A 12,694-nucleotide genomic window follows, 5' to 3' on the forward strand; every position below is an offset into this window, starting at 1 on the left:
ACCTACACTGGGAGTTTAAGCACAAAAGTAGCTCCCGTTCCTAAATCAGAAATTAGTTCGAGATCAATTTTATGGGCCTTAAAGATGCTTAAACTACTAGCCAAGCCTAAACCAATTCCATTATTCTTCTTCGTAAAATAGGGTTCAAATATCAAACTTTGGTCATCTTTCGAAATACCTGGTCCATTATCCGATATCACCAAAGAGTTTCCTTCTAAATGTACTTTGATAAGGCCGTCTTCATTATTATCAATAGCCTCTACAGCATTTACCAGTAAGTTTGAAATAGCCAAAGAAAGCTGCTCTTCATTTAAATTTATTAATAAAGGCTCCACAGGAAGGTTCACCGAAAGTTCAATTCCTTTCAATTTAGCTTTGTCTTGAATAGTCTCAATTACATTACTGACAAGCCCAATAATATCTAGCGGGACAAATTTCTTTTCCTCTATTTGGGCACTGTTAAGCACCTTGGTTATAATACTATCTATTCTGGTAGAATTTCTTTTGATGATAGATAAATATGGAGAAACCTCCTCTTCTTCGGCTTCCATACCTTCTATGGCCAGCGAAATATTAGAAAGTGGATTTCTTACCTCATGAGCCAAGGTTCGCATAAATCTAGCTGTAGACTCCAGTTTTTCGTAAACCAAAGCCGTTTTCTGTGCTTTAATTTCATCTGTTTTGTCAATAATAACACCGTGAACAAAATCGGGCTCGGTAAAACCTTCTTGATAATTACAGGTAAAAATGGTGGATTTCAACTCCCCGTTTTTACATTTTATATCTACTTTTTGTTTGACAATATTCTGTTTGACAGCAATCTTCCTTAAAAAGGAATTTCTTACGTCAGCATCAGCTATAAGATTAAAAATGCCCATTTCGGACAAATCTGCTCCTCTAAAACCTGTTATGTTATATAGCGAATTACTCACCGACAAAATTTTACCCGATTTCTCTGAGATAAAAAGAATATCTTCTGATTGACGTAAAACCGATTTGTATTTTGATTCGCTTATGCGTAGAGCCGATAGTATTTCAGATTGCTTTAGCGAATACCTTATGCTTCGCTCCAAATCTGTGGAAGTCATGGTGCTTTTCACCAAAAAATCATTCACCCCAAGGTCAGAAGCCTTACGGTCAATCTCGGTATCACCTTTTCCTGTCAAAAGTATTATTGGCAAAAAATTACCATCTTTCTTTATTTGCTCACACAGCTCTAAGCCAGAATAAGCCCCTAAAAGATAATCGACCACAAATAAATCAAAGGTGCCAGAATCTATAAGTTCTAATGCTTTTTTATATGTAGAAGCCCAAGTGATGTTGAATTTATAAGTGGGTATCTCTAACAAGGTATCTTCAAAGAGTTCGAAGTCTTCCTCGTCATCTTCAACTAGTAAAAGGTTGATTTGAGTCATTATCATTTAAATAGGGAAGTATAAATAGAAACTGGTGCCTTCACCTTCTTCAGATTCGGCTCTAATAAAACCATTGTGATTATCTACCACCTTTTTAGAAATGGCCAAGCCTATTCCTGTACCAGAAAACTCCGTTCTGCCCACTAACCTTTTGAATGGCGTATATATGCTCGTTTCAAATTTCTGGTCAAAACCTATTCCATTGTCAGCTACTTTTATACAGTAGTATTTCTTGTCGGGGTCGAGCTTTAAGCTTTGTTTTTCCTTCTTTTTGATTTTGGCAAAGCTAATATCAATTTTAGGTACTCTGTCAGGATGTTTGAATTTGATGGCATTGCCAATCAAGTTTTGAAAAAGTTGGTGAAACTGAGATTTCAAACCTAAAATAGTTGGCAGTTCAAAAGTTATCTCTGCCTTTGTATCCTTAATAGACTCCTCATAATCGGCCAAAATACCTTCTAAAACCTCATTAAGGTTTACTTTTTCAGCTTTTACATTGATAGAGTTTAATCTTGAAAGTGTTAAAATATCTTCAATCAAATTGCTCATTCTGAGTGTTGAAGAAATCAATTTACTTAAATACCTTTCTGAATTTTCTGGCAAATCGTCGCCTAAACTTGATTTCAACCTATTTCCGTATGCTTCTATTTTCCGAAGAGGCTCCTGTAAATCATGAGAGGCGGTGTAGGCAAATTGTGTAAGAGCGTCGTTTGACTTATTAAGCTCGGCAAGCTGCTGCTTAATAATCTTCTCTTTATTTCTTATATCGGTAATGTCTTTGATGGTGCCATATAAACTTAGCACTTCGCCGTCATCTCCCCTTTCTATGTAATGTGTTTTTAAAGAAACTAAACGCTTGGTTCCATCTATTTTAACTATTCTTAGTTCTGTCTGTTTGGAATCCCCATCCATTCCATTCGTAATCTTTTCCTGAATCCTCCTATTTACAGCTTCTTTATATTCTCTAGATACATGAGCCACAAAACCTTCCCAATTGTTTTGACCTTTTACTTCAGAAGCGTCTTTATATCCAAAAATCCTAGCCATCCCGTCTGACCAAAAAATAATATCATCTTTCAGATTATTATTCCAGCAACCAAAACCTAGTTCATCTTCGGCCGTTAATAAAAGCTTATAATGGAAATATTCTGCATCTATAGTTATCTGTTTTGAAGTATTTAAAAGGATAAGGTCGGCCTCAGAGCCATCAGTCAGCTTGATAGTTCTTATCATAACTTCTTCAAAGGGCAAGCCTTTCAAAAAGTCACGCTCAGAGTCTTCACCAACTTTTAATCGAACAATATTAACTACCAAACTTTCCTGTACTTCTGAGGTCAATGCTCCCAGATAGGATTTTATACTTTTGTTAAGATAAAGTACCTCTTTCTGACTCAGTATAAGAATAAACTCTCTTAGCTCATCGTAAATCTCAGCATTTGGCACTAAAGTCATACCCTGGGGATGTATGTGCTTAAAGATGCTCACAAATTGTAATATTTTATTTTGTTATAAAGTGTTTTTCTGTCAATTTTCAGAACCCTAGCTGCCTTACTTTTATTAAAGTTCACCTCTTTTAAGGTTCTAACAATAAGCTCCGCCTCCGCCTCTTTAGCCGCCTCCTTTAAGTCATGAGGAATACGAGAGTGATGCGTAGGTTTTATCAAATCCGCCATGATTTCGCTGGTGCTTTGCCCTGGTGCGGGTGCCGCTACTGGCCTAGCTTCTTCCAATTCGTTTTCTGAGTCTGCAAAATGAATGTGGTTATGATTGACTAACTCATAGGGCAGGTTTTCTACCGTAATTTCATTTTCTTGACAGAGCAAAGCTGCCCTTCTTACCACATTTTTTAACTCACGAATATTGCCATGCCATGGGTAAGTTTTAAACACTTCCACCACGCCATTATCAAAACCAATGATGTCTTTATTAAGCTCGTCGTTTACACCATCCAGCATGTATTCTGCAAACATCATAATGTCTTTATCTCTATGACGCAAAGCGGGTACGCTAATTTCAAACTCATTAAACCTGTAATAAAGGTCTTCTCTAAACTTTCCTTTTTTAGCTGCTGCCAATAAGCGTTCATTACTCGCTACTATGATTCTTACATCAATCGAGATTTCATTATTTCCGCCTATACGTTTCAATTTTCTTTCTTGCACTACACGAAGCAGTGAAACCTGCACATCATAAGAAAGGTTAGCGACCTCATCTAAGAAAAGAGTTCCTCCGTTAGCTAGTTCAAAATGCCCTATTTTCTGAGTAATAGCACCTGTAAAAGAGCCTTTTTCGTGTCCAAAAAGCTCACTGCCTGCTAATTCAGAACTTATGGCTCCGCAGTCCATGGCTATAAAAGCCTTTCCTGAACGCTCACTTTTATTATGAATCTCGCGAGCCACAGCTTCTTTACCTGCTCCACTTTCACCATAAATAATGACACTAAAGTCTGTAGGTGCTACCAAGCTTATTTGATTCAGTAAGTTTTTACTTGCTTGGCTAGTCCCAAATATATTCCCAGTCTTTCTCTTCTTCTTTTTAGGTGCAGCTTTAGCAGGGGTCTTTGCTTCTGCTACGCTGTCCTCACTTTCTTCGCTATCACTATCACCAGCAGCATCTCCATCTACAGAAGCCAAGGCTTTTTTGATGGTATTTAAAATCTCTTCTGGAAAAAGTGGTTTGGTGACATAATCAAAAGCACCATTCTTCATTACGTTAATGGCTACTTTAATATCTGAATAACCAGTAATGATAATAACTGGTAGCGAGGCATGTTTTTCCTTTACCTTTTTAAGTAGGTCGCCCCCATTAATATCTCCTAATTTAAAGTCGGTAAGAATAAGGTCTGGCACATCTTTAGACAGCATTTCTAAGCCTTCTTTCCCCGAGGAAGCGGTGCTTACAATGTAATCCTGCCTTTTTAAAAATCTATCTAACAAAAGACGGACGTCTTTGTCGTCATCAATGACCAGTATTTTCTTCATATTTTTAATGCTATTACCATTTAGGATTGAGTATAGATAAAATATTTGTGGCTATTCCCCTAATTAAAGGTTCGTTATTTAGTCCACTACGGTTTAAATCTAAACCAATTTTCTTTCTTTTGAAGAAGGAATGTTAGCTGCCATTCTATATTTAGTAATTGTTCTTCGGGTAAGACTTATGCCTTCTAGCTTTAAAGCGTTTCTTAAATCAAAGTCACTAAGTGGTTTACACTTATCTTCTTCTTCTACCAGTTTCACCACCATATCTTGCACTTCCCTATTACTTTTTCTTTCACCATTATCTAATTCTATAGCCTCTGTGAACAGGTCTTTAAGGTTGATTAGCCCTATTGGCGTTCTAGCATATTTATTACTTGTAACTCTACTTACCGTAGAAATAGTCATATCTATATACTCCGCCACATCTTTAAGAATCATGGGTCTTAAGTCTTTATTCTCGCCACTTATTAGATAGCTGCCTTGTAAATAAACAATAGCCTCTATCACCTTGGTCATGGTATTTTCACGCTGCTGAATAGCATCTATTAACCAATACGCCGATTTCAATTTGCTACTGATATAGCTGTTCGTTCCGTTTCTAGCAGTATTTTTCATGCTAGACGCATAATCTTCGTTCACCTTAAAGCTATAAGAACTGCTGCTCAATATTTCTCCCTTCAGTTTATCATTAACCAAGCTAATCTGATAATCAGGAATAATGTTGGTATTTTCTGCCTGCCAGCTATCGCCAAAACCTTTGGTAGGATACGGTTTTATGGTTGCTATAAACTCCAAAACTTCGTCAAGCACATCTTCCTCTATGCCATGACTGTCGGCTAAGTTCCCCGCCTTAAGTTGACTAAACTCTTCTAGACCATTCTCAAAAATCTTAAGAGCTGCTTCTTTTATTTCAGCATCAATCTCTGTGCTTAAGGTTATTAAGGTTCTGATATAATCTTCAATATTAAAACATGCGTAGCCCAACGGCTCACAGTTATTAACTATCTTCTTTACCTTTTCTATTTCAGCCTCATCATAAAACTGACCAGTGGCAAAACCTAAATTATCTGTCAAACTTGACAAGTCTCCTTCTAAAAAACCTCGTTCATTGGTAGAATTTACTAAGAAATGAGCTATCTCAAACTCTGCCTCAGAAAGCTTTAAATATTTCAGCTGATCCACCATAAGATCTCTAACATCTTCAGTTTCAGTAAAACGCTCCATCTGAAGGTCTTTCCAGTCTGTTCCGTCTGCAGAAGATGGGCTGTTCAGTTTATAGTTTGGCATGTCATTTTCAAGGTCGTCTCTACTATAAACCTCATCCATTCTCATTTCACCTGATAGTGAATCATCTACCTCTCTATGGTCTCCTTGGTCTTCAGAAATTGTACTTTCCTTTTCAACCTCTAAAAACGGATTTTCAAGCATTTCTTGATTGATATGTCTATCCAGTTCTTGTTGATTAAGAAACAAGAAGTTTAGAAACTGAATCTGCTGCGTGTTGACCTTTTGACTCTGCTTAGCAGTTTGTATCTGAGCGTTTCCTTGCATGAGTGATAGCGTTTAAATGGTTAATTGTCATATACACTTATTCAATTTACAATCCATAAATCGTACTTTAGTATATTGATGAAAGGATAATAAACTTAACAACTTATTATCAGCACATTAACTTTTAATTAAAAAATATGCTGCCTACACCAGCTTAACATAAAAAAATGAACCTGTAGAAATGTGTATAATAATTTCTACAAGTATACAGCCCTTTTCTACACCTTCATGAAATCCAGATCCATTGATTTTCTATTCTTATCTTCCTTCGTATTCTTGGGGGTGGGCATCTTTATGATCTACAATTTTTACCACAGGTATGATAGGTCAAATAATCTGGTAGACCACAGTTATGAAGTTCAAAATAAAATTTTGGACATTGAAAGTGAATTTAGATCTATGCTTGCTAGCCAAAGGTCTTACCTCCTTTCCGAAGATAGATCATACTTATCTAAATATAATAACCGAAAAAATACGTTAAATAAGCTGACTAATGAGCTAGATAGTTTAGTAGCCTATAATCCTATACAACTAGAAAATCTTAAAAGCCTTAGAAAAAACTTAGACATAAGAATAGCTTCTCTAAACCAAGAGCTCACCCTCATGGAAAAGGCTTTCTTTTCTGCAAAACTTATCAGAAAGCATATCATAGCTTCCAGCAATGACTCAGAAAAGTTTATTGAGGAAATTAAAAACATGAACGCCATTGAGAGTCAGCTCATGAAAACTAGGGTGGCGAATCAAATAGATGGGGAAGAAAAAATTCCTTTAATTTTCACACTTGTGGCTTTGCTATCTATCTCGGTTATAGCTTTTACTTATTTCAAGCTTAAAACTGTTCTAAATGAAAAAGTAAACTTACTCTTACATAAAAGAAGGTTGGTACAGCGAGTAACTAAGTCAAATGAAGAATTAGAGCATTATGCTTATGTGACATCACACGATTTGCAAGAGCCACTCCGGAAAATCAGCATTTTTGCAGATTTATCTAATGAAGCTTTAAAAAATGATGATAAAGAAAAGTTAGAAAAGTATTTAAATAAAATTGACGCCTCTTCTAGGAATGCTATTGATTTAGCAAAGCGATTAATGAACCATGCACAACTTAACGAAGAAGAGCATGAGTTAGTAAAAGTGCGACCGTCAGAGATTTTCTCAAAAATAGCTTCGCAGTTAAAAATCTTGAATGAAGCTGAAGTGAATATCAAGTACAGTGCCCAAGAAACTCCTGAGCTAGCACTTTACCCAAAAAGGGTGGAAATGCTTTTTAGAAATATCATTTCAAATGCTATTAAATTCAGAAAGGAAAACGAGCCTATACTTTCTATTGATTTAAACTACGACACTGTCAAAAACGAATTCCATAGAATTACGATAACTGATAATGGTAATGGTTTTGACCCTAAATATGCCGAAAATATTTTCGAATTATTTAATGATTTAAAGTTGCACCAAAATTCATCTAAGAAGAGCTTTGGGCTAAATGCCTGCCGAAAAATCATGGAAAACCACCTTGGCGAAATTAGTGCCGAAAGCACCCCTGGTGTTGGTACAAAGATAATATGCTTGTTCCCTATCGAAGCTTAGTAAAGACTCACCCTTTCGGCGTCAATCGAGGTTTCTACTTCTTCTAAGTTAATGGTCTTTGACCTGTCAAAAGGAAAAGCTTTTGAGATACTTATGTCTTTAATCTCGGCAGAAAGAAGAATTTGCTCTTCCTTAAGGGATAATTTGGTTTTGGCCGCTAGCCAAGAGAAAAAGCTATGTGCTTTGTTCAAAATGACTTTTTGATTCTCAGTTTCCATGGCTGATTGAAATAAACTATTCGCTACAAATGGTGTTGCCACTTTCACCAAAGGATGACTATTAGAAACCAACCTTGTGGCTAATAACTGTGCCCCTACTTTCATGGGCATAGGCTTGATATTTTTCCCCACCTTTTTCAAAATGCTTAGCGGCAAAAGATTTCCTAAAATATCAGACTTAGTCAAAGTAAGCTCCGCCTCTACCGCTTTAATACGCTCCTCTATCTCGGTTCTTCTTGCCCTTGACCCCTTAAATTTATTGAATTTTCTCATTGTCTTCGTCTTTATAAAATATGACTAACATCTCGCTGGCTATTATTCTACCAAACCATTTCTCTCCATTCTTAAAAAGTAAAAACGAAAGAAGTGCGTAAATAAAAGCCACTATCATAAACCCTAAAAACTGGCTATTAGCCATGTAATTTATCCCCATGGCCAAAGAAACACTTAAGAACACTACTGCAAAAAGTGCACATATCATATACGCCAGTCTGACGCCTACTGCAGAAACTATATCCGAAGATTTATCTGCTACATTTAAAATCAGGCGTTCTTTCTGGAGGTCTATATATTCTTCTAAATTATCTTTTAAACCAGGCATTTCTTGAAAAGTTTATTGCGTTTTAAATAAAGAAAGCCATCCTTTTAAGATGGCTTTCCTGAAAATTTCTTCCATCTGGAAAATAATTCCTTATGCGGTCTTCAAGTCGCTTTTCTTAGAAGCAATCTTTGACGAAACCGTATCTACCAAAGTATTCACTTTTTGCTTACTTGTATCTATAACTTCCGTCGCTGTCTCCATTGTTTTTTGTTTCGCATTATCTGCATAAATCTGAAACTCTTCTGAAGCATCTTCCAATTTACGCTTCATTTTCTTTCTAGTTTTAGAACCCTTATCTGGTGCATATGCTACTCCTACTGCTGCTCCTACCGCTGCTGCTCCTACTATTCCTAATATCGTTTTTATCCCGCTGCTCATAATTTGTTTTGTTTTAGTTTAATAAATAATACACTCTCAATACTTAAAACTTAATTCCATTGCCATGGTCTACTTAAAAATGTGAGAACTGTAGATTTGGCTACTCATGTGAGTATTTAATTATACACTATGGCCGTACTAATCTTCCAGCTCATATTGCAGTTGCTCTATCTCATATAAAGCTTTGTTCGCAATCTTGTTGGCCGCTTTTTTTGCCTTCAGCCTATTCACAGAGCCTTTATTAGGTGCGAAAAGCACCCCAGCAATAAATCCTGAAACTCCAGCTATCAAAAACAGTGTGTTACTCTTATTCATCTTTTTAGTTCTTTTTTACTCCTAAAGATTAAAGGATTGTTCCAAGGTCCTACCCACTCCTTTATAATATACACGGGGCGTCTTAGTTCGCTGAAATAGGACTACACATAAAAGTGTTGAAATGAGGTGTGAAACTGTAGAAAATCAGCGTCACAAAAAGTGAGACACTCAACCCTAAAAAATCACAAATAACTTACTATCAATTAATTAATGAAACATCACATCAACATGGATGAGTTTTTTAAGAAGTAAGGTCAAACAACACAGATTATGAAAAAGCAAAAACTAAAATCGATACTGGCAGTAGGAATGGCATTCACGCTTTTGACTACGAGCTGTAACACATTCAAGAAACTTACAAAAGAACAGAAAGGTGCCGTGGTAGGAGCCACTGGTGGAGCTGCCGCGGGAGCAGCCATTGGTTCTAAATCTAAAAATCCAGCAGTTTACGCTATCGTTGGTTCAGCCATTGGCGGTGTAGCCGGTGCGGTAGTGGGAAAGTATATGGATAAGCAAGCCAAAGAAATTGAAGAAGATTTAGGAACAGCCGCCGAAGTTGAAAGAATAGAAGAAGGTATTAAAGTAACCATGGGCTCCGGAATTCTTTTTGGATTTGATTCTTATCAATTATCCACAGCGGCCAAAGAAAACTTAAGAAAGCTTTCTGCCACGCTAGATAAATATGAAAACACGGAAATCATGGTGGCAGGTCATACAGATAATGTAGGAACCGACAGTTACAATGAAGCCTTATCTGAAAAAAGAGCACAAGCCGTAGCGAGTTACTTAAGCCAGAAAGGAGTAAAAAGAAACAGATTTATAGTGATGGGTTTTGGCGAAGACAACCCAGAGTTTGACAACGATACAGAAATAGGTCAAATGAAAAACAGAAGAGTAGAGCTGGCCATAGTGGCAGACAACAGTTTGAAAAAAGAAGCAAAGAAAGAAGCCGATAACATGGCGATGAACAAATAATATAAAAGCAAAACGTAAACTAAAACAATAAAAAATGAAAAAGTTAATAGCAGTAGCAGTAACAGTATTGGCCTTTACTTCGGTAAGTATGGCACAGTTTGAAATAGGTGCCAGAGCCGGTGTGAACCTCTCACAGGTACGAGGAGACGGAGGCGGAAGCGATGGTGGCTTTTGGGACTCAGACGAAACTAGAAGTACAGGATTTACTGGCGGTATTTACACCAGGTTTGGAGACAAATTCTTTTTACAACCTGAGTTTATAATCTCTCAAAAAGGTGGAACCACCACAAGTCTTTTAGGCGTAGAGCGAACTTTCAAACAAACGTATTTCGATATACCAGTACTGGTAGGAGTTAAAGTGGGTGATGTGGTAAGAGTTCAAGCCGGACCAGTAGCTACATTTTTAGTAAACAAAGACGACGGATTTTTTGAAAACTTAGGAATTCAAAACAACGACGACGAATTCAGAAAAGCCATTCTTGGGTATCAATTAGGAGTAGGATTTGACATTAAGAGAATCAGACTGGATATGCGATACGAAGGAAACGTAAACGATGTGTTTAATATCGATTACGATAATCAGCAAACCGAAAATCAGTTTGCAGGAAAAGGGAACCTTTGGTTCTTAACCCTAGGGTATGCATTCTAAATTAAAATTTAGACGCAATACCAATTTTTAAAACTTAAAAAAAACAACACAATGGAAGCTTTAATAGGAATAGACAAAAAACACAAAACAGAAATTTCAGATGCACTGAATATTGTCCTGGCAGACCAGCATATTCTTTACATAAAACTTAGAAATTATCACTGGAATATAGAAGGCAACTCTTTCTTAGAATTGCACGAGTTTTTAGAGAAATTATACGTCGGCATGGAAAAAGACATTGACGAAACCGCCGAAAGAATCAGAAAAATAGGTAAGAACCCAATGGGGTCCTGCAGTGAGTTCTTAGAATTCACAAATCTGAAAGAGACAAAAGAGCCTTTTCATGATTCTCACAAAATTCTAAGCACATTATTAGACGATTACGAAGTAATTATCCGATGGATTAGAGACCATGTAGATTTAGCTGCCGATAACCGAGATTATGGTACAGAAGACTTCATGGTAGGACTTTTAAGAAACTATGAAGAAGCCTCATGGATGCTTAGAGCATACCTGACCAAATCTAAATAATTAGGGACTTAGGCACACCCATATTTTTAACTTAAACATTTATAATTATGTTACGATGGACAATATCATTCTTAATAATAGCAGTAATCGCAGCCGTTTTTGGTTTCGGTGGAATAGCAGCCGGTGCGGCTGGAATCGCTAAAATCCTTTTCTTTATTTTCTTAATCTTGTTTGTAATCTCATTGATTACGGGCGGCTTCAAAGGTCGAGGCCGAGGACTCTGATATTAGATAAATAAAAAGCACAGCAAAATTTAAGTGACGGAGTAATTCGTCACTTTTTTTTGTGCTACAACATACCCAAAAAAGTGTAGAATTACCGCTACACACATCTACATAGAACACTTATTATCAGAAAGGAACATGCTTTTAAACTTCATAATCAAGAATCAAAAAAAAGACGATGATGAAAGCATTACTACCATATTCAAAATACCTAGTTTTACTTTTGACCCTCACCACAATGAGTTGTGAAACCACGGCAGATATTATCAGTCCAGAAACAGAAACATCTTCAAACACTGATAATCCTTCTCCCGAAGTTAAAAAGGAAAACGACCAAGAAAACAACGACCAAAACAAAGGTGAGCAAAACCAAAGTATGGCGGCCATGTTAACCGCAGCAGTGCCTTCTGGTTATGATGTCAAAAAAGACCAATCTTACGGACCAAGTGCTACCCAAGCCTATGACCTATATACACCCATCATAAGTGATTCTACCAAAAAATCTGTCTCGCTAGTGATGGTACATGGTGGCGGATGGAGTTTACTTGATAAATCATTTTTAGATAGCGTAGTTGAACTATTCAAAAGAGAGAATCTGAACATTACCATATTTAATATTAACCATAGATTACCCCTATCTGATGGTGTTAACTTCCAAGGAATCATGGACGACTTCGATATGTTTTTCCAGCATCAGCAGTCTCTTAAAAAATCGCTTAATTTAAGTGAAGATGTGGTTTTATGGGGCTATAGTTCTGGTGGCCACTTGGCTCTAACCTATAGTTACAAATACCCAAAACCTTATATAAAAGCAGTAGCCGCTGTAGCCGCTCCTACAGACCTTACACAAGAGAGTATTTATAAGGGTATAGTAGACGATAAAGAGAGAAACTTAACCGAAAAATTTATTGGCGTGCCTTATGATAGTAATCCTAATGCATACAAAACAGCTAGTCCTATATTTGATATCAATGCTCAGTCTGCTAAGACCATTTTATTTTACGGGCAAAGAGACAATTTGGTAAATGTGGATGAACAAGGAAGAAGACTTTACAATAAGCTAATTGCAAATAATGTGAAAGCCAGCTTTAAAGCCTTACCAAACGCAACACATGACATGAATGGTGAAATGCCAGGGATAGTGGTAGAAACCATTAGGTTTTTGAAAGAGCAATAAACTGGGAAATTTGCCCCAAAGTGCTGCCCTATTTCTACAGTTCACATGCTTTTAAGCTAGGGCTCACTTTTTTAAGCATAGATTATTAAATA

14 protein-coding genes are annotated in these 12,694 nt (G+C 36.7%); 6 read left to right on the forward strand and 8 right to left on the reverse strand.

The annotated features are described in order from the left end of the window. Nucleotides 1-2: 2 nt before the first annotated feature. From AC0L6O_RS17085 to rpoN, 4 genes are all read right to left on the reverse strand, one after another. Nucleotides 3-1,415 carry an ATP-binding response regulator gene (locus AC0L6O_RS17085; RefSeq protein WP_473304065.1) on the reverse strand — a complete coding sequence of 471 codons (1,413 nt, stop codon included), beginning with the start codon at nt 1,413-1,415 and terminating at the stop codon, nt 3-5. A gap of 6 nt (nt 1,416-1,421) precedes the next feature. Beyond that, on the reverse strand, nt 1,422-2,867 hold the full coding sequence (locus AC0L6O_RS17090; RefSeq protein WP_473304066.1) for a sensor histidine kinase: 1,446 nt from the start codon (nt 2,865-2,867) through the stop codon (nt 1,422-1,424). A gap of 29 nt (nt 2,868-2,896) precedes the next feature. Then, a complete protein-coding gene (locus AC0L6O_RS17095) occupies nt 2,897-4,396 on the reverse strand; it encodes a sigma-54-dependent transcriptional regulator (RefSeq protein WP_473304068.1) in 1,500 nt (499 codons plus the stop codon). 99 nt (nt 4,397-4,495) lie between these two features. Then, a complete protein-coding gene (gene rpoN, locus AC0L6O_RS17100) occupies nt 4,496-5,947 on the reverse strand; it encodes an RNA polymerase factor sigma-54 (RefSeq protein WP_473304070.1) in 1,452 nt (483 codons plus the stop codon). 294 nt (nt 5,948-6,241) lie between these two features. Here rpoN and AC0L6O_RS17105 point away from each other — a divergent pair, with 294 nt between their 5' ends. Continuing rightward, the gene (locus AC0L6O_RS17105) at nt 6,242-7,534 is read left to right on the forward strand and encodes a CHASE3 domain-containing protein (protein ID WP_473308546.1); all 1,293 of its coding nucleotides are present in this window, start codon (nt 6,242-6,244) and stop codon (nt 7,532-7,534) included. On the opposite strand, the gene AC0L6O_RS17110 is transcribed toward AC0L6O_RS17105, so the two are convergent. The 4 genes from AC0L6O_RS17110 to AC0L6O_RS17125 form a co-directional block, all read right to left on the reverse strand. Beyond that, nucleotides 7,531-8,025: a hypothetical protein gene (locus AC0L6O_RS17110; RefSeq protein WP_473304071.1), complete on the reverse strand. Its 495-nt coding sequence runs from the start codon at nt 8,023-8,025 to the stop codon at nt 7,531-7,533. The two genes, AC0L6O_RS17105 and AC0L6O_RS17110, sit on opposite strands and share 4 nt — an antisense overlap. Continuing rightward, a complete protein-coding gene (locus AC0L6O_RS17115; RefSeq protein ID WP_473304072.1) occupies nt 8,009-8,353 on the reverse strand; it encodes a phage holin family protein in 345 nt (114 codons plus the stop codon). Before AC0L6O_RS17115 ends, AC0L6O_RS17110 begins: the two co-directional genes overlap by 17 nt. A gap of 90 nt (nt 8,354-8,443) precedes the next feature. Continuing rightward, nucleotides 8,444-8,731 (reverse strand): YtxH domain-containing protein, encoded by a 288-nt coding sequence (locus AC0L6O_RS17120; protein ID WP_473304074.1) that lies wholly within the window; start codon nt 8,729-8,731, stop codon nt 8,444-8,446. A gap of 138 nt (nt 8,732-8,869) precedes the next feature. Next, entirely contained in the window at nt 8,870-9,046 is a 177-nt protein-coding gene (locus AC0L6O_RS17125) for a hypothetical protein (protein ID WP_473304076.1), read from the reverse strand. A 270-nt stretch (nt 9,047-9,316) separates the two neighbouring features. On the opposite strand from AC0L6O_RS17125, the gene AC0L6O_RS17130 reads away from it, so the two are divergent. From AC0L6O_RS17130 to AC0L6O_RS17150, 5 genes are all read left to right on the forward strand, one after another. Continuing rightward, nucleotides 9,317-10,021, forward strand: coding sequence for a YiaD family glycine zipper/OmpA-like lipoprotein (locus AC0L6O_RS17130; protein ID WP_473304077.1), 705 nt, complete (start codon nt 9,317-9,319; stop codon nt 10,019-10,021). A 34-nt stretch (nt 10,022-10,055) separates the two neighbouring features. After that, on the forward strand, nt 10,056-10,670 hold the full coding sequence (locus AC0L6O_RS17135) for a porin family protein (protein ID WP_473304078.1): 615 nt from the start codon (nt 10,056-10,058) through the stop codon (nt 10,668-10,670). A 51-nt stretch (nt 10,671-10,721) separates the two neighbouring features. Next, nucleotides 10,722-11,201, forward strand: coding sequence for a Dps family protein (locus AC0L6O_RS17140; RefSeq protein ID WP_473304080.1), 480 nt, complete (start codon nt 10,722-10,724; stop codon nt 11,199-11,201). Between the two features lie 47 nt (nt 11,202-11,248). Continuing rightward, complete coding sequence (locus AC0L6O_RS17145) at nt 11,249-11,425, forward strand: DUF1328 family protein (RefSeq protein ID WP_341225789.1); 177 nt, start codon at nt 11,249-11,251, stop codon at nt 11,423-11,425. Nucleotides 11,426-11,603: 178 nt separating this feature from the next. Then, nucleotides 11,604-12,602 (forward strand): prolyl oligopeptidase family serine peptidase, encoded by a 999-nt coding sequence (locus AC0L6O_RS17150; RefSeq protein ID WP_473304081.1) that lies wholly within the window; start codon nt 11,604-11,606, stop codon nt 12,600-12,602. Nucleotides 12,603-12,694: the final 92 nt, after the last annotated feature.

Source organism: Arcticibacterium sp. GJ41-1 (assembly GCF_055808875.1).